At 42.6% G+C, this 23123-nt stretch carries 12 protein-coding genes, 3 tRNA genes and 1 pseudogene; 5 read left to right on the top strand and 11 right to left on the bottom strand.

What is annotated here, in order from left to right; all coding sequences use genetic code 11:
* The 5 genes and pseudogenes from WCP75_RS03960 to rplU form a co-directional block, all read right to left on the bottom strand.
* A pseudogene (locus tag WCP75_RS03960) lies at nucleotides 1-2037 on the bottom strand (hypothetical protein); the annotation flags it as partial.
* A gap of 1224 nt (nucleotides 2038-3261) precedes the next feature.
* A tRNA-Ser gene (locus tag WCP75_RS03955) sits at nucleotides 3262-3351 on the bottom strand.
* A gap of 963 nt (nucleotides 3352-4314) precedes the next feature.
* Nucleotides 4315-6834: a phosphoenolpyruvate--protein phosphotransferase gene (gene ptsP, locus WCP75_RS03950; protein WP_336276947.1), complete on the bottom strand. Its 2520-nt coding sequence runs from the start codon at nucleotides 6832-6834 to the stop codon at nucleotides 4315-4317.
* A 1312-nt stretch (nucleotides 6835-8146) separates the two neighbouring features.
* Nucleotides 8147-8416 carry a 50S ribosomal protein L27 gene (gene rpmA, locus WCP75_RS03945; RefSeq protein WP_336276946.1) on the bottom strand — a complete coding sequence of 90 codons (270 nt, stop codon included), beginning with the start codon at nucleotides 8414-8416 and terminating at the stop codon, nucleotides 8147-8149.
* 76 nt (nucleotides 8417-8492) lie between these two features.
* Nucleotides 8493-8906 carry a 50S ribosomal protein L21 gene (rplU, locus tag WCP75_RS03940; protein ID WP_442894947.1) on the bottom strand — a complete coding sequence of 138 codons (414 nt, stop codon included), beginning with the start codon at nucleotides 8904-8906 and terminating at the stop codon, nucleotides 8493-8495.
* A gap of 282 nt (nucleotides 8907-9188) precedes the next feature.
* Here rplU and WCP75_RS03935 point away from each other — a divergent pair.
* A tRNA-Ser gene (locus tag WCP75_RS03935) sits at nucleotides 9189-9278 on the top strand.
* A gap of 727 nt (nucleotides 9279-10005) precedes the next feature.
* On the opposite strand, the gene WCP75_RS03930 is transcribed toward WCP75_RS03935, so the two are convergent.
* Nucleotides 10006-13140, bottom strand: a complete 3135-nt coding sequence (locus WCP75_RS03930) for an efflux RND transporter permease subunit (RefSeq protein WP_336276945.1) — start codon at nucleotides 13138-13140, stop codon at nucleotides 10006-10008.
* Entirely contained in the window at nucleotides 13140-14276 is a 1137-nt protein-coding gene (locus WCP75_RS03925; protein WP_336276944.1) for an efflux RND transporter periplasmic adaptor subunit, read from the bottom strand. Before WCP75_RS03925 ends, WCP75_RS03930 begins: the two co-directional genes overlap by 1 nt.
* Nucleotides 14277-14660: 384 nt before the next feature.
* On the opposite strand from WCP75_RS03925, the gene WCP75_RS03920 reads away from it, so the two are divergent.
* The 3 genes from WCP75_RS03920 to rpsU all read left to right on the top strand — a co-directional run bounded on the left by WCP75_RS03920 (nucleotide 14661) and on the right by rpsU (nucleotide 17131).
* Nucleotides 14661-14737, top strand: a tRNA-Arg gene (locus tag WCP75_RS03920).
* A 296-nt stretch (nucleotides 14738-15033) separates the two neighbouring features.
* Entirely contained in the window at nucleotides 15034-16707 is a 1674-nt protein-coding gene (locus WCP75_RS03915) for a formate--tetrahydrofolate ligase (protein WP_336276943.1), read from the top strand.
* A 190-nt stretch (nucleotides 16708-16897) separates the two neighbouring features.
* Nucleotides 16898-17131, top strand: a complete 234-nt coding sequence (gene rpsU, locus WCP75_RS03910; RefSeq protein WP_336276942.1) for a 30S ribosomal protein S21 — start codon at nucleotides 16898-16900, stop codon at nucleotides 17129-17131.
* 338 nt (nucleotides 17132-17469) lie between these two features.
* Here the strand turns inward: rpsU and WCP75_RS03905 are convergent, their stop codons facing one another.
* From WCP75_RS03905 to WCP75_RS03890, 4 genes are all read right to left on the bottom strand, one after another.
* Nucleotides 17470-18843 (bottom strand): glutamate--cysteine ligase, encoded by a 1374-nt coding sequence (locus WCP75_RS03905; protein WP_336276941.1) that lies wholly within the window; start codon nucleotides 18841-18843, stop codon nucleotides 17470-17472.
* Between the two features lie 32 nt (nucleotides 18844-18875).
* Nucleotides 18876-19661 (bottom strand): 16S rRNA (uracil(1498)-N(3))-methyltransferase, encoded by a 786-nt coding sequence (locus WCP75_RS03900; RefSeq protein WP_336276948.1) that lies wholly within the window; start codon nucleotides 19659-19661, stop codon nucleotides 18876-18878.
* Nucleotides 19662-19826: 165 nt separating this feature from the next.
* A complete protein-coding gene (locus WCP75_RS03895) occupies nucleotides 19827-20066 on the bottom strand; it encodes a hypothetical protein (RefSeq protein WP_336276940.1) in 240 nt (79 codons plus the stop codon).
* Between the two features lie 1152 nt (nucleotides 20067-21218).
* Nucleotides 21219-21371, bottom strand: coding sequence for a hypothetical protein (locus WCP75_RS03890; RefSeq protein WP_336276939.1), 153 nt, complete (start codon nucleotides 21369-21371; stop codon nucleotides 21219-21221).
* Between the two features lie 822 nt (nucleotides 21372-22193).
* Between WCP75_RS03890 and folD the strand changes: the two genes are divergently transcribed.
* On the top strand, nucleotides 22194-23093 hold the full coding sequence (gene folD / locus WCP75_RS03885) for a bifunctional methylenetetrahydrofolate dehydrogenase/methenyltetrahydrofolate cyclohydrolase FolD (RefSeq protein ID WP_336276938.1): 900 nt from the start codon (nucleotides 22194-22196) through the stop codon (nucleotides 23091-23093).
* Nucleotides 23094-23123 lie beyond the last annotated feature (30 nt).

The following is a 23123-nucleotide window of genomic DNA, read 5'->3' as shown; positions in this document are numbered from 1 at the left end:
GAAAGCATCACTAACACCACCAAAAGCGCTAGAGATATCGTCATAGCTCTTCTTTTCACCGACTTTGCCGTCAGAATTAACTTGTGCAACCTCAAATTTAGGCGCTGTCCACTCTCCATCTGCGTAATTAGCATTACCACCGAGAGACTTCGCAAGCGCACCACCCACAGAATAAAGCTGTGAACCGGTTATCGCATCAGACGAACTCGCAGAAATATCACCAGATGAAATACCAGTAAGCTTCCGAGACTTGCTATCTTTATTCGCAACACTGATCACAGTACCATCAGCCTCTTTACCAATGGAAATGGAATGATCACTTCTGTCCTGCCCAATAAGAAGCCCATCTTCAAGACCAGTTTTTACACCGTCAATTTTATCGTCAAGAGTTGCAAACCTCTTATCTATGCCTGTGAAAGCTTCATTAACCCCACCAAAAGCACCAGAAATATCGTCATAGCTCTTCTTTTCACCGACTTTGCCGTCAGAATCAACTTGTGCAACCTCAAATTTAGGCGCTGTCCACTCTCCATCTGTGTAACTAGCATTACCACCGAGAGACTTCGCAAGCGCACCACCCACAGAATAAAGCTGTGAACCGGTTATCGCATCAGACGAACTGGAAGAAATTTGTCCATCCTTTATGTTACTAACCACTTTATTTCCGGCATCAACACCATCGCTCGTAACCTTCGGACCACCAGACAACTCTAAACCCGTCGCGCTCAGGGTACTTCCACCTACCTTAACACTATCTAACGAGATATCTTTTGCTAGATCAAAAACTATTCCGTGACCGTCATTATTTGCTGCAACAGTTATATTTTCATCCGTAGATGAAAAGTCCACCGTACCTCCTGCACTAATATTTTGGGCTTTTTCTCCACCAACAGATAAATCCCACCATCCTAACCTAACTTCTCTCAGAGATTTCAGCTGCGCCACATTCACTGCATCAGTATCCTCAGACCCTGCCGCTACTCCCGTTATCTTCCGCGTTACTCCGCTATCAGCGTTACCGATACTAAAAGCCCCCCTAGTACCTTGCCAGACACTGTCCCCATCGCCTTTACTCGCCCCTGTCACAGGATCATAACCGGGACCAGAGCTGCCAAATTGAGAAACAGACCCCTCACCTAAAGCAACACCGCCCCTAGAAAACACCTGCGTATTGGCACCAATGGAAACCGAACTGACTGTATCAGCTTGAGCATGTATACCTATAGCAATTGCACTCTCACCCCTTGCCACTGTTTTACTTTCCTCAAAATCAGCGCCACCTATCGCGATAGAACCTTTACCTTCGGCGCTAGACCGCGAGCCTAAAGCAACCGCATAGTCCTCTTTTGCCTTCGCCCTAACTCCAAGAGCGACACTTTCCTCACCAGAAGACACCGAAAGTCCACCAAAAGCAAGCGCAGCCTCTCCTGAAGACACTGACCCAATACCTGCAGAAAAACTAGCTCTCCCACTCGCAAGAGCAGAAACACCAAAAGCCATCGCCCCCCCAGCCTTTGCGGTGGCATCCGCTCCGAATGCCGTTGAGTAATTTCCTGTCGCGGAAGCTCCACAGCCAGTTACAAAAGAATAAACACCGTAAGCCTCTGGCATAACATTAGTACTACCACCCGTTGAAGATGACCCCATATAGCCAACACCGCCTTGCGTATGCCCCTCAGAAGTGTAAGTTACTTTGCTGATACTTGTACCGTACGGATGAAGGTTTTGAAAAGCTGTATTCTCTATAAATCTAGAAAACTGTTCTTCTGCAGTTATTGCACCGGCGTTGCTAAAACCAGAACCCCCACGGCCAATAACGTTATCCGCACCACAAAAATTATTATCACCAGATAAAACAACACTACCGTGACTACCTTTACTGTACTTACTACCAGGAGCGTTCGTGCTAAGATCTCTTCCTCCTGTAAGCGCAACATTCGCAGCAAACACAGACGATGTACTTGATAACAACACAGATACAGCAACTCCTAACGAAGTAGGCTTAACAAAATTTCGTGTTAAATATAGCTTTTTCATATAGTCTCCTAATAAAAATATTTTTTAAACATAAAAAAAACATATTTTATTGCTAGTTCTTCGGAACTAATACTTGCGTGATTGCGCGGAGAGCGCATTACTTTGGGTAGGTTGTGAAAGTGAAAAGGTCCCCGCTATGAACATAAAAAAGACACATTTTAGCTTCGGATGTGTCTGTGAATTTTAAAGTTTGAATGGATGTGAGTCATTTTTTAGTAAATTTTGCGTTTTTTGGTGATTAGTTTAGTCGGCCAAATGTTTTTTTGGTCGAGTTTTTTGGGATTTCTTACATACGTATAGGATATTAAAAGAAATAGCAATACGAAAAGTGATTATATTTTTTTTTGTCAAGGGGTAGAGCTTTATTTTTTTTGTTTTTGGAGTATCGGATTTTTTAGAGTGCTCGTGACAGTGTAGGTTATCCGGGGATTTTTTCGGGTGCTTTGTGTTATTTGTCCCGGTCCTTTCCCCTTATCGTTTTTGTTCCTTCGATCGTACTTTTCAGGATGTTTCTTTTTTGTGGGGGTGTGGTTGTTCTATTTTTCGGGCCGAGATGGCATCTCTGAATAAGGGGAAGGTGTTTGGCGTGGCATGAGAATCCTCCTAGCACCGCCTTGCGACTCAATTCAGGCACTGGAGAGGCTTCTCCTGTACTCATAATGCGGGGCCGCGTTCCGGGATTGTTGCTGAAATTAAGATGAGTTTGTTATCTCTGAGTTCAGTTATTTCGGTATTTTGGGAAAATAACGATTATACAGCCCTCCAGAGATGTCGTAGATTGAGAGCAGAGCATGTTTTTCAATGAAAAACTGCTCTTGTAGCTATTGCACGCAGAATACTGAAAAAGAGAGAAGCCAGAAAACTATAAGTATGCGTAGAACCGGAGGGAAACTCATAGACCAGAGAGATATCCTATTCTACGTTATTTGATGTTTTAAAAGCATTGTGTAGAAGGAAACTTCTACGTAAATACCCAACCAAGATACTTAAAAAAACATCCCGACGCTCCCCAACTGAACACTACTTTTCTGTCAACCAACGAAAATAACATAAACAGCCTCTCTGCTCTGATACGCCCTCCGATCAAATTTCACCTGACAACCCACCATCCGTGAAACATCCACCCACCTCAGATAAAAAAATACAAAAACGCCAGGATAAGCAAACTAAAATAAAAAGGTTTGACAATTTTATGTCCCCCACAGCACCCGCAAATTCCGCGGATGGCGGAGAGAGAGGGATTCGAACCCTCGATATGGTTCCCCATATACACGCGTTCCAGGCGTGCGCCTTCAACCACTCGGCCACCTCTCCAGAATCTCGCACTATACTTAGAAAGAAGCAACGTGCAAGCTCAAATTGTATATTTCAAAAATAAGATGCGATACTTATTCAACGATAACCGATTCTCTCTCCCCCGAAAGGAATCTTCTCAGATAAGAATTTGGAATGCAAAAATTAGCTTATTATAAAAGATCAATAGCCATACCGTCCACTCGCACCACTCTTCCTCATTAACAAAGAAGCCAATTTTTGAATTATCATACGCCCGTGTTTCTTAATAAATTAGACGCCAAAGCGCCGACCCTGTCCCGATTATCTTCAATACTAAGCAAGACAAACGGTTACATTCTTTGTGTAAATTAAACCATACTTCACAAAAACCATCTAATTTCACCATACAACAATTGCAACCACGAAACATCGGCTGTTTATGAACAGCACAATCTTGGTATCGTTTATATTTATCGAATTACACAAACCTGGTAGTACGTCATAATAGCTTATTTACGAATGGAGAATATTCAAGCGTTATACACCTCTCGTAGTTCATCTAATGAAAGCTGTGGAGAAACTAAATTACGTCACGGATCAGTAAAATTACAGCGGCGCCAACTCCGCTATAGGCTATAGGAGGTGCAGCTCACCACGTAGAGAAAAAAACGGATCCCTCCACAAAAAAGTGCAAAAAACCGACCATTAAACACCAAAAGAAAAAGCTAAATGCACATTCAGAAACTCAGATCTCCCATTTATTCATATAAAAGCTCGTATAGGCAGGCTCGTTGTCGCAACTGTTTGTATTCAAATTTTCAGCAAACTCTTTGAACATAAATGAGTTCAAAGAGCGTCTGAATTATTTGCTGCAATCCCGCTATTAACAATTTGAACAAACAGCCCCTTTAAGCCACCATCGCACCCAAATCAAAGTTAGAGTACGAAGATAAAGTTTTATACTTAACGCTACATACTATCGGCGATATTGCCGCAATTTTCTTAAAGTCTCCTTGCCAATTTAATGTCATCGCTGAGAGAACGCACATCTTGTGCGGTTTCACACTGTAACGCCCTCTGAGCCAAAAGCTTCATGTCCTCAAAACTGTGCATTTGCAAACACGCTTTTACTGAAGAAATGTCGCGAGATATCACTGAGAGTTCATTAATCCCCAATCCGGTCAAAATCATAGCCGAAAAAGGATCCCCAGCCATACCACCGCACACACTAACCCAACATCCGTGTTTCTCCGCACCCTGAACAGTTCGGCGAATCATACGCAAAACTGCTGGATTAAGGCTATCCGCTTCAGATACAAGGTAAGGATTGCGTCGATCGACAGCCATTGTGTACTGAGTTAGGTCGTTGGTTCCGATAGAAAAAAAATCAACATGAGCACCCAAAACATCTGCCATAATCGCCGCAGCCGGAACCTCGATCATAACACCAAATTTCAATTTTTGTGCTCCAACGTCATCCCGAATTTCTTCTGTAATCTTTTTTATAGTGAAAATCTCTGAAACAGACATGACCATCGGAAATAGAATCCACAGGTCTCCTCCTTCTTTTGATGCCCGATATAAAGCACGCAACTGTGGGATCAAAAGATCACGTCGACGCAACAAAAGCCGCGTTCCCCGGACACCTAAAAAGGAATCGTTCTCTTCAGATAATTGTAAATGCGCAACCTGCTTATCCCCACCAACATCGAGCACACGAACAACAAGAGGTCTATCCTCCACAGCTGCAATCATCGCTCGATACACGCCAAGTTGCGCTTCTTCATCCGGTATACGTTGGCTGTCTAGAAACAAAAACTCCGTGCGCATTAATCCAACGCCTTCGGCCCCTAAATTCAGCGCAACGGGAATTTGATTTACGTCGTTCACATTGGCCATCAGACGAATCCTCTGACCATCTGTCGTTCGCACCGGCCGCCTGCATAGATCTATCTCACTGCCGTGCTTTTTAACGAAAACATTCATCCGCTTTCGGACATCTTTAACATCTTCGAGAGAAGGATCAAGATAAATAAAACCACTATCACCATCAATGATAGCTTGAATATCACGTTCATCGACCAAAATACCAGTTCCCGCAGCAACGACCATTGGAATGCCGAGAGTACGAGCCAAAATAGCCGTATGAGACATGGGCCCCCCCCATGCTGTCACCAATCCTCGCACTTTTGTACAATCCAGCTGAACAGCATCAGAGGGCGATAAGTCATCCGTAACAAGAATAGTACCGTGTGGGATACTATTTAAAAAAGATGATTTATAAGATGGGCTAATTTCACCCAAAACACGATAACCAACATCAACTAAATTAATAGCACGCGCAGCTAAAAAAGGATTCTCTGCCTTAGAAAATACATCTGCAAGTTGTCGAACCGCTCTATCCCAAGACCAAGCTACGCCGTGGCCCTCTGCCATAAAACGACAAGCCTGAGCTATCAAAGTTTCATCCTCAAGCAAAACCATTTGTGCGGAAAAAATCGCAGCAGAATCTGGTCCAATACGAGCTGTAATATCACTAATAACCGACATCATTTTGCGCTTCGTCTTTATCAGAGCATTTTCAAGAAACGCAGCGCCAGTTACAAAATCGACTGGCTGATCAATTATGGAAATATCATTTCGCCTTAAAACAAAAATCTTACCGACAGACAACCCCGGACTCGCCCCAATACCAGAGATACCTTTCTGCCCAGAACGTGGATACCACCCATGAAAAGCCTTAATTTGAGCTTTCGTCTCTCTTGTTGTATATTTTTCACCCAGGCCAATCTTCTTTGCAACAGAAATTGCATCCTTAAGCAACTGCTCACCCTCTACGGAATCCGTCGAAAAAGTTAAAACATCACCGTTCTTTGCTCCCAATTGCAGCAAGCCCACCAAGCTGCCCATTTCAGCCGCGTATTGACCACAGCGAACTCTAATAGAACTTTGAATTTTCCTCGCAAACTCCACCCAAAGAGAAGCCGGTCGCACGTGAAGACCACTAGGATAATCTAAAATCCACTGTTGACAAATAGAAAGATCACCAACACAGCCTTCCCCCATCTTTGTATCTTGACCGAACAGGGTTGTCACAATTTGCCGTTTATCCAAAGTTGTTGAAAGTTTTTCCAACCGTTCCTTATCGAACAAAAGAAGCGTCAATTTTTTGCAAATCTCCATATAACGATTAGGACAAACCGCAACAGCAACGACCAAACGCGCCTTATTTCCATCCCGCCACTCAACACCAGCAGGAATTTGCACAACGGCAACAGCATCCTTAATAATCAAATCACGATTTTCTACCATGCCATGGGGAACAGCTATACCATTCCCAAGCCAAGTATTTGTTACCGTTTCTCGTTTGAGCATACTTTCCAAATAATATTTCTCGACCGCACCAATTTGTACAAGCAATTCAAAAGCAGCATGTATGGCATCATTTTTATTATCAAAAGCAGCCGCAAGCTTCACAGATATCCTGGACAAGACTTCCACCTCATTAAAACCTGAACTCATTGCCCCTGCCTCCTCGTATTTCATGACGAATTAAAAATATTTGGCAAACTTCATTTCAAAACCGCATTTCCAGAACACAAAACACAAGCGGCAAAACGGCATTGCTTTCATTACACGAAGTATGACCGGAAACACTCAAACATCCAACCGAAAGCCCTTGAACAACTAAACGCTGCCACCCAGAGAACTTTCTTAAAAAGATAACGGACGAACTTGGCTTTCTATTTCGTTACACAAAATATTCAGACACTCGCGCACCCAACCAACGAAGATCACTGTAAAAAACGCTGTATTACCTGAGTTATTTAACAGATTACGGCCCAACAACAGAAGCACTCCAGCCGTTTGCAACTTTGCCTGAATACTTTATACTGCCCTCCCAATGGGACACCCACCGCTGTTGCTTCTCGGCTAATTACATAATTAAATATCGCCTCATACAGCTCACTTCTTTCAGAGTATTCAAGACTTAAAATTTAGCGACACCGAACCCAAAAGACATAACATAACGACATCTCAGATTTTCTCTCCCAAACAAACACGACAGAACCCTCCCCATCTACCTATGTACTATAAAGAATAACCCATACCTCACGATAGCGGAACTAATCACTAAAACCAAGAAAATCTCCAAAAACAGCCTCAACTTCCAGATAGTCAAACAGACGAAATAAACAAAATCGCAAAAAACACCGCTACTTAAACTCAACCTTTTCCACTAATCAGTGAATCTCACTTTCATCGGACAAGGCAGACCTTCAGAACATCCCTCCTTTTACTAACCACACCTTCGTCTCCGTAATATCACCGCACCCATTCAGCGGCATATTCTACTTTAAAAATTATTGAAAAGTTTTCCGCGCAATCACTCTTAAGAAACTTTAATCAACTTTCTTAAATATGTCATACATCATTTTTTTAAAATAATTCGCCTAACGAAAAATTATAACCGCCCCAGAATACTACAGCCACTATAAAATCCATAAAAAAGAATAAATTAGCCCATTTTTACTGACAGGCTTCAATCAATTTTTTACAGTCCCCCAACTCTTCTAACGCTCCCCGCTATCATCACACACCAACCACTAACCCAAACGCCTCCGATCCAAACAAAAATATAACAGCTGATTTCCATCAATCTAGAAACGTACCCCAGATGCCACTTTTCAGCTTTTCTCATCCCCCTCTGTCTACTGCATCGTAAAAATGAAAAAGGGAAAGGCGGCACACCACCTTTCCCTTTTCATATTACAACCGAAGAGCTTAAAAATCCAAAGAGACATCGGCTCACCGTAAAAACAGCATCACAGTCCTACTTCGCCGTCTCCATTGCGGGAATTACCGAAATATACGAGCGATTTCCAGCTTTCTTACAAAAAGAAACTGTCCCATTTAACAACGCGAAAATTGTATGGTCCCTCCCCATACCGACATTATCACCAGGGTGCCAGCGTGTACCCCGTTGCCGAACAATAATATTGCCAGCAAGAACAGCTTCACCACCAAATTTTTTAACACCAAGACGCTTTGACTCCGAATCGCGACCATTCCGCGAAGAACCACCAGCTTTTTTATGCGCCATATATACTCTCCTTTAATCTCTCTTATTCACTCAACGCCACGATTGCGCCTCTCCTGACGCAAACCTTTTTATAAACCTACGTAGCGGCCTTTTTGAGAGAACCAGCGGATCCCGCCTCTTTCCGTGCAACTACCTTCTTTTCAGACGACTTTGCACCCACCTTTTTGCTATCCGAGCCGCCAGCCAAAACTTTCAAAACACGAAGCGTCGTTACCGCTTGGCGGTGACCGCGCGTACGTTTCGAATTCTGACGACGGCGTTTCTTAAATGCAATAACCTTGGGTGCGCGACCCTGCTCAACAATTTTAGCTGTAACCACAGCACCAGCAACGATGGGTGAACCGACAGTCGCATTCCCACCCTCGCAAATCATCAACACATCCTTAAATTCGACGACATCACCGGCATTACCAACAATTTTTTCAACTTTTACCAGCTGATCAGCAACAACACGATACTGCTTTCCGCCAGTTTTAATGACTGCGAACATTATTCTACCTTTCCGTTCGACCCAGCCCTACCTCATCACTAACAGAGAGAAGCGGACCACTTTTTATCAGTCGTAATACAACAAAGCTCAAAAGAGCGAAAACACCCACAAAAACCACGAAAGCACAGCCCCCGTACGTTCACGCCCGGTACATATGATAGAATTTCCGTCCTCTGTCAAGAAATGATGACAAAAAAGCAAAAAAGGACTTGTTCCCGAAGCAATTGAAGGCTACTTATCCATCGTACGTTTATTATTTTTCCGTTGTGATTTAATAACCGTGGAGAGATGGCTGAGTGGTTGAAAGCACCGCACTCGAAATGCGGCATAGGGGTGACTCTATCGGGGGTTCAAATCCCTCTCTCTCCGCCACACCCTTGAACGAAGCGATGCTAATTGGGTTTATTTGATCAAAGTTAAGAACAAAACAAACACCGTGGGCAGCGGAGTTTTAAAGCATCTGTTAAATGCTATCGCAGATCCTAAAAATCCCCTGCACAGATATCAACCATGCTTGTACCCCTTGTCGCTTTCTTGTGTAGCTACCATTGCGAACTATTCTAGAAAATACCCAAATACGAACAAAAACGGCCTGAATATCTTAAATGATATCGCATTCATTTAAAACTATCCCCTCAGAATGAGAAAACACAAAGAACCAACCGCTTTTTAGACATATCCAGCTAAGCTCACCAGAAAATATCACCGCACATCCTTCCCCTAATACGTCCGCAACGATAATCAAGCCGTCCCAGATCCGTAGAGAGATACCAAACAACATTTTTAAAAACCAGAAAAGAAACCACCAGCCCTTAAAGCGAAACCGTAAACGCAACAGTCTTCCACAAAACGTTAGCGAGTATACGAACATTATAATCTACAAAATAGTCTGCAACGCATTCATCTAAAGCTCTAAGGCCGCTCTAAAAGACCTTATCACCGCAAACACGGTATAACCGACAGCCCCCTTTTATCACTGGCTAAATATTTCAACGCATGCACACTAAATGAATAAACGCAAAAACGAAACAGCAAGACCTCTAAACGACTTTCTCTAAACAAAGACTCTTTAAATTTATCAGACATTCCATCCAAAATATCATTCAGCTCTTCTTAGTTCTTCCGTTAAGCGTGAAGCTATCTCCGCTTTTGGCTTCACAAAGCGTCCCAAAAAAAGGTAAACAACCGGCGTCACATAAAGAGTACAAACTGTCGCCAATCCCAAACCACCGACGATGACCCACCCCAGGGATACACGTGCTTCCGCACCAGCCCCTTTTGCCAGAATCAAAGGAATCCCCCCTAAAATGGCGCAAATCATTGTCATGCTGACTGGGCGGAGGCGAATATTAGCCGCTTCCTCTATAGCTTCGCGAACATTTTTACCTTGATCACGCAACTGATCCGCAAATTCCACGATCAAAATTCCATTTTTTGCCATGATGCCAATCAACAAAATCAAACCAATTTGGCTGTAAATATTAAGGCTAGTACCACTCAAAAACATAGCGACCACGGCACAACCAAGACCTAATGGCACAGTAGCCATTATGATAAACCCAGAAATAAAACTTTCAAACTGCGCAGCCAAAACCAATAAAATAACCATAAGAGCGACCCCAAAAACGATCGCTAAATCGGAGGATGTTTCACCAAGCGTTGCAGCTTCTCCCAATGGAATAATATAATTCTCTTCTGATAATAAAGGAGAAGCGATTTTTTGCATAACTCGATAACCATCTCCCAACGCGACACCTGAAGCGAGATTTGCACTCACAACAACAGCATTCATGCGCTCTTCCCGTTTTAATTGAGGTGTAGTGGCTTTTTCATGCATATCTGCAATAACTGATAAAGGAACATATTTACCGTCTTGCGTTTTTAAAATAACATTCTCTAAATCGGTTGGATTGTTGACGGGATTTTTACGCGATGTAAGCTTTACATCGTAGGAGTGATTATCTACGTAAACGGAGCCAATTTTTTTACCATCCAGCATCGCCTGCAAAGTATTGCCCAAATTGGTAATATTAATCCCCAAATTGGAAGCCTTTTCCCGGTCAATTTCAATAAAAAATTGCGGCTGCGTTGCGTCAATAGTTAATCGGGGACGAACGAAATGCTCATCACTCCGCAGAGCATTCACAAGTTCGCCAGCAGCCAGCTGTAATTTCTCGCGATTATCCCCGAGAATTGCAAACTGCAACCCTTGCCCCGTCCCCCGAACTCCCAGGGAATTTCCCTGTGCAACAAATGAAAGCACTGCAGGAAATTTCCTAATTTTTCCATTAATATCTTTTACGATTTCTTTCTGACTGCGCGAGCGATTTTCCCAAGATGAAAGCAACAAAATAAGGAAGGCCCGATTTGAAGCGCCGCCAATACCCGCAATAGAATAACTATTAACGATTTCACCAGCATCGCGCAACGGTTGTAAACTCGCTTCAATTTTCTCTACCTGCTCATTTATGTACTGCGTCGAGATGCCCTGTGGTCCATTAACAACCAACAAAACAGCCGCCCTATCCTCTTCTGGTGTTAGCTCATGCTGTAACTTCATATATCCCCCAAGGCAAATACCCAGAAAAGCGAATGACGCAAAAACAACAAACCAAGGACGCTCCAAACACCTATGTAGGCTACGAGCATAACCGTCACTGAAATGAGCACCTAGTTTGTTCAAAAAAGCAAAATAGCGCACACTCTCTGCATCACCTTCAACAGAATCTTTAAGAAAATGCGACGCAAGCATAGGACAAAGCGTCAAAGCAACAACTGCAGAAAGCAAAACAGAAATTGCTAATACAAAACCGAATTCTCTGAAGAGTCTTCCAATTTGCCCAGGAAGAAAAGAAATAGGCACAAAAACAGCGACTAAAGTCAACGTCGTCGCCATAACTGCAAAAAACACCTCTCGCGTTCCCAAAACTGATGACGATAGAGAACCAAATCCCATATTGCGCCGTCGGACAATGTTCTCGAGAACGACAATTGCATCATCCACAACAAGACCGGTCGCCAATACCAATCCCAAAAACGTCAAGATATTCAGAGAAAAACCTGCTAGGTAAATCGCGGCAATTGTCCCAATGAGAGCCACCGGTATAGACAAAGCAGGAATGAGTGTTATACGGATATCTCGAAGGAAAAGAAAGATGACTGCAATAACAGCAAGAATAGCAACGACCAATGCAGTCTCAACTTCATGAAGTGCGCCCTTGATGAAGGTAGCATCATCACTAATGATACTAACTTGTACAGAAGAAGGCAAAGTGTTTTTCAGATGATCAACAGCTCCCCTAACACCTTTAGAAATATCAAGAACGTTAGATTGAGCCTTACGTACAATACCCAGCCCAATCCCTGACTCTCCGTTAACGCGGAGAATAACCGTTTCTGCATCAGGGGACAGAGTAACATCCGCGACATCACCGATACGCACACGAGGCTTTATCATAACTTGCTCGAAGGCCGCCGGTGTCGTCAATCTAGCAGTAGCCCGTACGATTAATGTCTCTCCGGAATTGCGCAGCGATCCCACAGGCGCATCCACAGACATGTCGGAAAGAGCGCGCGCCACATCTGCTATAGTTAACCCATAGCTAGCAAGTTTTTCTTGATCAACATCAATCTGAAAAATTTTTGTGCGAGCATTATCAACGTGTACATCCCCAACACCATCAACAGCAGAAAGCAAATCAACAATTTGATCATCTACGATTGTTGTCAAATCATCGATACCCATTGTTTGTGAAGTCACAACTAAATACATAATCGCAGCAGCATTAGAATCCGCCTTGATGATCTGAGGTGGATCCGCCTCTTTGGGCAAAGAATTAACAACGCGAGAAATAGCATCACGAATATCAGAGGCAGCGACATTCAGATCGACACCAACATTAAACTTAACCTCAACACGAGAGCGACCAAAGGAAGACGTCGAAGAAATCGTTTTAACACCCGAGACACGTGAAACCGCATCCTCAATGGTTTTCGTGATTTCACGATCAATTGTTTCCGCTGATGCACCACGGAAATTCGTTACAACCGTTGCTACTGGAATATCTACATCTGGCAATTCGCGCACATCAACACCCATCCAACCAGCGAACCCAGCAATCACAATCATAGCATTCAAAACAAAGGTAAAAACTGGCCTGCGAATAAAAAGCGCTATAATGCCATTCCGCTCGGGCTCCACAACGGATTGTTTTGTTTCTGTTTCTTGTCTCATTATGCACCCTGCCCATCAGCTGTAGATGATTTCTGCTGATGGGTCTCTGAATCATCGATAACAGCACTTCTACCGGGGTAGAGCATCTGCACTCCCTGGACAATAATTTGATCGCCTTCCTTTAAAGGAGCATCCACGAATACTTGCCCTTCTATATGTTGGATAATAGACACGGGAACATATTCCACCTTCCCATCTTGTATTCTCCAAACAAAAGACCCTCTATTATTCCATTGGATTGCGAGGGGATCCACGACAGGAAAAAGTCCTTCGGGAAACTGAAACTTAATAGAAAAGGACATACCAGACATAAGTACATCTTTCTCATTTTCGATTTCAACCTGAACATGCAATGTACGACTTTCTTCATCAACTCTATTATCAAGTGCATGAATACGGCCGGTAAATACCTCATCTGGCCACGCTATCAAATTCACAGCCACTTCATCTCCTTTACGGATGCACGACACATATCGTTCAGGTATCCACACATCAACTAAAACGCGTTCTCTATTTTCAATGCGACCAACAACAGTATTGAGAGCGACCGTATTTCCTACATCAATGGGTAAAATACCGACAACTCCATCGATTGGCGCACGAATCGTCCGCCGGTAAAGTGCCAAATTAGCATCACGCAAGGCTAAATCCGCATTATCTAAATCTAGACGCGCAGCAATTTCCTGAACCTCCGTTGCCGTATTAGTAGAACGCAATTTAAGAGTTCGCGAAAGCGCCAATGCACTATTATCACGTTGTACCTTTGCTCTCTCAACCGCAATTTCCTCTCTTTTAGAATCAAGTTTTGCGATCAAATCTCCCGCCTGCACTTTTGCTCCCGCGGATACGTATAATTCGTCAATAATGCCCGCTGACCAAGGAGTTAATTCCGCCGCTGCTATAGCCCGCCCACTACCAATAGCATTAAACTGTTTATAAAAATTTTGAACTTTAACGGGACTAACGACAACGTGCGCAGGAGGCAACCCCTTCCGCATTTTAGATGTTTGGGGAACGCCTTTTGTCTGACTTACCGCAGACTTAGATTGCTCTGGACCGTGTTTTGACCACAAATAAGCACAAAATAAAGCGACAACCAAGCATACTAATGGAATAATTTTCTTGAACAGCCCCATACATCTACCCCTGCTTTACAATCGATACGTACATCCCCTGAAGCTCTCCCCAACAACGGCACCCGAACCTCGCGCAGAGATCAGGACAATGCCAGCAGCGCACCTCCAGCCAAACCAAAAACGTATCTTATTCACCACTCGCGGACCACCTAACGTCCAAACTAACTACAATTTTGTAGACCAAAGTGTCAAGTATTGTTACATTGAATGCGCAATAAAAGAACATCATGCAAAGCCTAACCAGGATCCCATGTCCTTCGTCAAAAATAGAGTGAACAGATAGATAAAATTTTTTGTTTCTAATAAGTTTCGCTTGCAATTCCACAATGAAACGATTAGGAACCCTCTTGTGTCTTATGCGATATGGTAAAAAGAATTGGAAAGGCACCCGTAGCTCAGCTGGATAGAGCACCAGACTACGAATCTGGGGGTCAGGAGTTCGAATCTCTTCGGGTGCGCCACCTTTCTCCGCTGAAGCTTCGTTAAGTATTTTTTGTTTCTCGCAGAGTTTAAATGGTATTGATATTCTTTCATGTTTTAAAAAACACTTTCGGACTATTCATTTACCTTCCATTTATTTTCTCAGCGAAGCTTTGCGGTGGTGGGTTTATTTCATCTTACTTTATGTTCTCCCTTCACGCAACTTATAGCCAAATTTTCTGGTGTTTCCCTATACGTCCATATGCAATGAACTTTGTTGCCAAGCCGTGGTACGCAACCCAAGCATTAAAAAAGATTAAGCTTAAAGAATTTCCTCATGCCTAAAACAGATATTGAAATTGCTCGCGTTGCTAAAAAGCAACACATCACAGAGATCGCGAAAAAAATTGGTATTACACACGAAGATATTATTCCTTACGGGCACGACAAAGCCAAAATTTCTTCCACGTACATCAAATCGCTCAGTAAAAACAAGAATGGTAAGCTCATCCTCGTCACCGCTACCAATCCGACACCAGCTGGGGAAGGAAAAACAACAACGACAATTGGGCTAAATGATGCATTGAACCTTATCGGAAAAAAAACGATAGCTACCTTAAGGGAACCATCTCTAGGCCCCTGCTTCGGCATAAAAGGCGGTGCCGCAGGAGGCGGTTATGCTCAAGTCATACCAATGGATGATCTTAATTTGCATTTTACTGGCGATTTTCACGCCATTACTGCTGCTCACAACCTTCTTGCTGCAATGATAGATAATCATATATACTGGGGAAACGCTTTGAATATTGATCCACGCCGTATCGTGTGGAAGCGGGTTCTTGACATGAATGACCGTGCGCTGCGCGATGTCGTTGTTTCATTAGGTGGAATAGCAAATGGGTTTCCGCGTCAGACGGGTTTTGATATCACCGTCGCATCGGAACTTATGGCCATTTTTTGTCTCGCCGAAAATTTAGAAAATTTAACGCAAAGACTTAAAAACATCATCGTCGCCTATCGCTACGATAAGACACCGGTAACAGTTGCTGACCTCGGTGCAGAAGGTGCAATGACAGTTCTTTTAAAAGACGCCATACAACCTAATCTTGTACAAACAATTGAAAATAACCCCGTTCTCGTCCATGGAGGACCTTTTGCAAACATTGCTCATGGCTGCAATTCAGTCATAGCAACAAAAACTGCTCTAAGGCTCGCTGATTATGTTGTCACGGAAGCAGGATTTGGAGCTGATCTTGGAGCAGAAAAATTTTTTAACATTAAGTGTAGACAAGCCAATATCGTACCAGATGCCACAGTCATTGTCTCAACAATCCGTGCATTAAAGATGAACGGCGGCGTAGATAAAAATAATCTAGTGAAAGAAAATCTTTCCGCTTTGCAAAAGGGAGCAGCTAATCTTCTGCGGCATATCAACAATATGAAGCACTTCGGTATCCCCTGTGTTATTGCTATTAATCATTTTGATACTGATAGCAATGTTGAAATAAATACATTACAAAAAATAGTCGCCACAACAGGACATAAAGCTGTGCTCTGTAAACATTGGAAGCAAGGCGGAAAAGGAGCCATAGAGCTCGCCCAGGAAGTTATTGCCTTAATTGAAAAAGAGGATGCCCATTTTAAGGTTCTTTATCAAGACGATCTCCCACTCACCAAAAAAATTAATTGTATCATAACGAATTTATACGGTGGACGCGGAGCCGTCATCCCAGATCATATCATCAAGCAGCTTGAATGTTGGGAAAAAGAGGGGTACGGAAACTACCCCATTTGCATGGCAAAAACACCCTTTTCCTTTTCTTCCGACCCCACAAAATATGGCGCCCCTATTGATTTTGAAATTCCTGTGCGAGAAGTTCGCCTTTTAGCGGGTGCGGGCTTCATCACTGTTATTTGTGGAGACATTATGACCATGCCTGGCCTACCACACTACCCTATTGCTGAAAAAATTTATCTTGATGGCAGTGGTGAAATTCAAGGGCTTTCGTAAAATTACGCCCATAAATTGGTTATCAATCGCGGAAAACTATTATTAACAAAAAGAGGGTGTTTTTTGAAAGCGATGTAGACAAGTATCTCATTAATATGGTATACATCCCGAGGTGCGTCCCTTTTTTGTGTAAAGGGACGTGGGTTTTTTGCCTATTGTTTATTGATACTGAAATAAAGCAGGATGGATCGTGCAAGTACTCGTTCGTGATAACAATGTTGACCAGGCGCTGCGCGCGCTGAAGAAAAAAATGCAGCGTGAGGGCATTTTTCGTGAAATGAAAATGCGTGGATACTATGAGAAGCCATCGGAGAGGCGCGCACGCGAAAAGGCCGAGGCCATCCGTCGCACGCGGAAACTTGCTCGCAAGCGTGCGCAAAGAGAGGGTCTCATCAGCGGTGGTCGGTCTGCCTTTGCGAAATAGAAACGCGTCTTTTGTTGGTGCATTGCAGATATTGATTGCGTGATGGGTAGTCGTTCCCTCGTGGGTGTGTCCTTTGAAAGTAGGAAAAGCGCCCGGAGTTTTGCTGCCCTTTCTAGGTATTTCTGCCTGCCATTGAGTCCTTGGCCGTCGTGTATCTGAGGCTTCGTAAGTTAAGAGTCTCCTCTCTTTTTCGTGGTTGAATTTCTTTAGAGTGTAGGCGTAGCTGCTATAGTGGGATTGTTTTTTCATTTAAGTCTGTTGTTGCGGAGTTTTGACACAAAAAAACCCCACCCCAACCACAAAGCCGTAGCTCGGATGGCTTTCTCTGTTTCAGAACCTTAGTAAGCGTACTTCAAAAACACCGGCTCCACGGATTCACTCCAAACTGAATAGTAATTCGACAAAAGCTTATCGGCATTCGTCTGCCCCATTGCAACCATCTCCTCTAAAGGCTTCAGAAAGCCCGCCTCATCCAAACCATCAGTATTACGGTTCCTACGATTTTTTAAGCCTTTTTGTGAAATAACCAAGGCTTGACGCACTAATTCTAAAACCGTAGTTTTACGAAAGGGTGTTCCTAGCCCCTCCTTTGGAGTGCAATTGCGCATGTGCAAAACTTCCTCCAAACGCCAATCCTTCGTTAAAGCCTCCGCTTCATTTAATGCTTCACCATCATAAAGAAGACCTACCCAAAAAGCTGACAACGCACAGATATGCTCTAAGGGGCCACAATCAGCCCCCCTCATTTCTAAAAATTGCTTCAAACGCACTTCGGGAAACAAAGTTGATAGATGATTGATCCAATCTCCCATATTAGGTTCCGCATTTTCAACTTTTTCTCTCAATGCTCCTTTCATAAATTGCCGAAAAGTCATGTGAGTACAGTCATGATAACGACCGTTGCGCACAACAAAATACATCGGAACATCAAGTGCCCACTCGACGTAATCTTCAAAGCCAAAACTCTCAGAAAACACAAAGGGGAGTATCCCAGATCTCTGATCATCCGTATAACGCCAAACTTCAGAGCGCCAAGACAGCAAACCATTTGGGCGCCCTTCAGTAAAGGGTGAATTAGCGAATAACGCTGTTACGATAGGCTGTAACTTCATAGACACTTGCATTTTTCGCCGCATATCAGTTTCAGATGAAAAATCAAGATTTACCTGAATAGTTGATGTCCTGTACATCATATCAAGTCCATTGAAACCAACTTTTGGCATATAATTAGACATAATTTTATAACGTGACTTCGGCATTCGCGAAGTCTCAGCTAAAGTCCACTTTGGACTAGCACCGATACCAAGGAAAGCAATACCCAACGGCTCCGCGATACTTTTGAGAAGTGTCAAATGCTTCATAAGCTCGCGGTAAGTATGACAGACCGTTTTCAGCGGCGCGCCAGATAATTCAAACTGTCCTCCAGGTTCTAAAGAGATGGCACCGTGACCAGCTGGGCCCACGAGACCGATGATATTTCCCTTATCTGAAATGGGTTCCCATCCTAGAGCCTCCTGCATTCCTTCTAAAAGTGCACGAATTCCCCTCATCCCCTCATATGGAACAGAGCTAAAATCATTTATATAAAATGGAAATTTTTCATGCTCCGTGCCAATGCGCCAATCATTTTCTGTTTTACACCCCGTTCGAAAATAGCTAACCAAGCTCTCTAGGCTAGAGATTTCACTTTCACAAGTTATATCAAGCGCCATGACCTATTTTGTCCTATTCCTATTTGTATCACTCAAACTTTAAGTGAATCATCCGAAATAATTTTACAGATTTCTCGATCAATTGACAAATCCCCTTCCGTAACATTAAGAAGGGTCAAAGCAACGACAGCTGCAGTGTCAGCACGCAAAATACGCGGCCCCAGTGATATTGAAATCACGAAGGAGTGTTTTTTTAAAAAATTTCTCTCTTCTTCGCTAAAACCGCCTTCCGGACCAATAAGAACGCCTCGAGCAGTAATTTTTTGCTTTTTCAACAGAGGTAATGGATTATGCACCTCTTGCGCTTCATCACAAAAAAACAAAGGCTGCTCCTCATCCCAGAACTCCAAAAGTTTTTCTAACGACACAGAAGGAAAACATTTAGGTACAGATAAAATGCCACACTGTTCAGCAGCTTCAATAACATTTGCCTCCATACGCGCCATATTGATACGAGTCGCTTGCGTATGACGCGTCACGACAGGCTGCAAAACTGATGCGCCCATTTCTACTGCCTTTTGTACCATATAATCCAAGCGTGCACTCTTCAGTGGAGCAAAACAGTAAATAAGATCCAAATGCGCTGTCTGCAGCCTCTCTTGATGGACAAGCTGGGCTACAACAGACCTCTTCTCAACAGCAATGAGTTTGGCAAGCCACTCGCCATCCTGCCCATTAAAAAGCAAAATCTCATCTCCTTCCTGCATGCGTAAAACCCGTATGAGGTAAGAAGCCTGAGAACCCTCTATCCTTATTTTTTCACTCATAGAAAACGATTGACGAATGAATAATCTTTTCAGTTTATAATTTGCACGCATGAGAATTTTGCCACAGCCAACTTTAATCATCAAAAAACAGAAGAATCACAATCTATAAAGCTCTAACATGCAAAGAACGAAGTAGTTTTATCGATTTTATGAAATAATATTGGAACAAGTACGATATGAAATTATTCCCTTCCCATACAAATCCGTAACAGCACACTATTTGCCATTACGTTTAATAATTGACATATGATCGGAGGAAAATATATCTGCAGAAAAAGCCGACGTTGTCGTCGTCACTATCCTAGCTTTTATTCTAGTAATCACAGGAATTAAATCAGTTGGAGCAAATAGAGAGTCTGCAATTTCAAAAGATAGGTATAGCATCTCTTCCCAAATTAACGATTGTAAGCGCACAGCAGCACACCCTTTCAATTTTTTACCAATATAACGCTTCATAAAACGCCCAAAATTCGTCCCCATAACAAATGACACGAATAGATATACGTGCACATCTTTTTAATCAAAAAATTGCCACGGCCATTTTCTACAGAGCTAGAGGAAAAAATCCACACAAAACCACCTGCAATATACCGAGCATCCCCGTACAGAGTTTCTGTGCCACCTCTTTTCAAACTACGGTCCTGGCTCATGTTGGTCACACCGGCCTTGTGATATCTTCTAGGTTTTCCCCCGAATAAATTGGAACTAACTCGTAACCTACATTAATCATTCCGCCACTGTCATTGTCCTATCTAAAATTTCACCTGAATATCCTGACGACCAAATACCGTCAACGGAGCGTCGTTATTTTCTGAAATAAATTGTTTTTTGCAAGGAAATAGAGCGTACAGCGCGTTTTCAAAATCCTCAACCCGAACAGACAAACACCTACACCAGTCACATCAAAGCTACCCTTGGTTTACACAAATAGAAACACCCAAACCCTCTAAAGAAACCTCATATATCAATGAAATTATCAGACGCCATCCTTTAATACGCACTTTTTTGTTAACTACTCAATTTAAATACTGCACTAAATAAACCGAAAAAACACCAGTGTATCCGAGATTGAAAACATGTTATCCTCATTCATACTGTAGTAGCTCGATTAACGAATGCAATGTTATCTATATCTACCTCTACTTACAGTGTAATAAAGTCAATCACCGACTTAGATACGATGAAAAATTATCACACTGAAATACATTGCCTCCTCTTAAGCTGAAAAAAATTTTGATTCCAAAAAATTGAAATTTAGATCATTTACACCGAAGCTCCAATCGCAAATCGGGACATGCGATTCTGGAAACAACACTCTAGAGACACACGGCTTCCCATATTCACCGTAAATACGACGTTATCCACTTTAATACGCCCAGCTGCGCTAAAGAGTAAGACGCCCACACAACGATAATTAACTAAATATTTTTATTTCGCTGATCCCGATGCCAATTTTCTCTGACCACTGCTAATATTTATTTTCGGCTATAAAGCGCACCAACGCCCTAATCAAAACCTAATATTCAAGAAGTCCTCTTTATAAAAATGAATACCATCAGGCCCGGCAGAGCGGCGTTAATGCCCACCTCAACGTCGCATTTCCCCCATCTATAACGACACCTGATCTACATCAATGGACAACTTCACCAATCCCCCAATTGACAAAAAACCACACGAAACTGCGTTTTCTGCACAAACTTCAAATAACCCAAAGCCACATCTTAACCTGTCTTTTTTCTGAGTTACCAAAAAAGCCGCCATACCCAATGCACGCAGGCACCATTTTCAACGACAACCCACCCCAAATCGACCACTTTATACCTGAACATTCAGAGCTGTACCTAAATTTGACAGATGCTACACGTCACTAATCTCACACACTCCGTGACTATGACGACCTATCAAAAATCAACCATCACTTTAACAAAATCCTCTACAATGAACCATGAATTTATAACCTGCATCTACGAAAGAACATATTTCCGGAAAATGCTCGTTTAAAGGCACCTCAATTTCCGTCGGTCAGACCCGTAGTAAAGATGCGATATAACCAATTTTGCACGTAAAAATAACGCCAGAAAGAAATACTCCAAGGCAATAGAGAAGTTTTAACCATAATGGATTGTCACGTGATCGTACACCACAGCCCTTTCCTGCATCTGGATGCTACATCAAATAAAGACGCGTCGTGCTTTCTGAAACAACATGAGGTAGGGCGAAAGACGGCTGTAAAAAACTTTTCTGGAAACTCTTATTATTCTAGCGCATATGATTTTCATCATACTTTTCCACCTCATGACAAACTCAAAAAATTAAATTATCCTTAAAAAAATTTTGTAATATTAAAATCCACACACCGAAACTCAATAACCTAATTATTCTTATTTTTATCCAAAGATTATTGGAATAGAAATGTTGCTGCTTCTTAATAAAGTAACTATCCTAAAATATTTCAAAAGCCGAAAATATAAAATTATCAAATCACTCTTACCATCCCTGTATTAACGTTGCGATATAATCCCGTTGTATTGCCAACAAATGCTCAAAAGAAACAAGCAGCCCTGCACTGAAAGGATCCCCTTCATGAACAACATTATAGACGGAAAAAAGCTCGCCGAAGAGATCATTACAAAAGTAAAAGCCGAAACGACAAAGCTCCACAATCATCACAAAATACAGCCCGGCATTGCCGTCATCATCGTCGGAGAAGATCCCGCAAGCCAAATATACGTAAAATCAAAGAGCAAAAAAGCTGAAGAATGCGGTTTTTTCACAATAAAGCATATGGTACCTAACGAAACACGAGAAGAAGAGCTTCTTCAACTCATTGAGACATTGAATATTGACCCCAAAGTCCACGGTATTTTAGTACAACTTCCCTTGCCTGCCCACATCAATACGAACCGCGTAACACAAGCTGTTTCTTTCCAAAAAGACGTCGACGGCTTTCACCACATCAATGTAGGAAAACTTGTGACAAACGCATTTGAAGACGCGATAATCCCTTGCACACCAGCTGGTGCTATGATGATGATTAAACAGCAATGTGGTCAGGATTTGTCAAATCTTGATGCTGTTGTTGTTGGACGCTCTAATATTGTCGGAAAACCCATGGCTGCCCTATTAACAGCGGCGAATGCAACTGTGACAATTGCTCACAGCCGCACCCGTGACCTCGACGATGTGTGTCGTAGCGCCGATATTTTAGTAGCAGCAGTAGGACATCCAAAAATAATTAAAAAAGAATGGATTAAAAACGGTGCTATTGTTATTGATATTGGCATCAACCGCATTCCGGCACCAGAAAAAGGTATAGGGGAGACACGTCTCGTCGGTGATGTCGACTTTGAAGGAGTAAAAGATAAGGCTGCCGCTATTACTCCTGTTCCAGGTGGCGTTGGTCCCATGACAATCGCTATGCTCATGGTTAATACTCTAAAAGCTGCTGCTCGATTACATAATTTACCTATGCCAAAATTTTAAAACTTCACGTACTTTCATTATACTTATACC

The sequence above is a fragment of the Bartonella numerosa genome (genome assembly GCF_037070845.1).
Classification (GTDB): Bacteria; Pseudomonadota; Alphaproteobacteria; order Rhizobiales; family Rhizobiaceae; genus Bartonella.
Note: the sequence above shows the minus strand (reverse complement) of the source record. Positions and strands in the feature narration are given on the sequence as shown.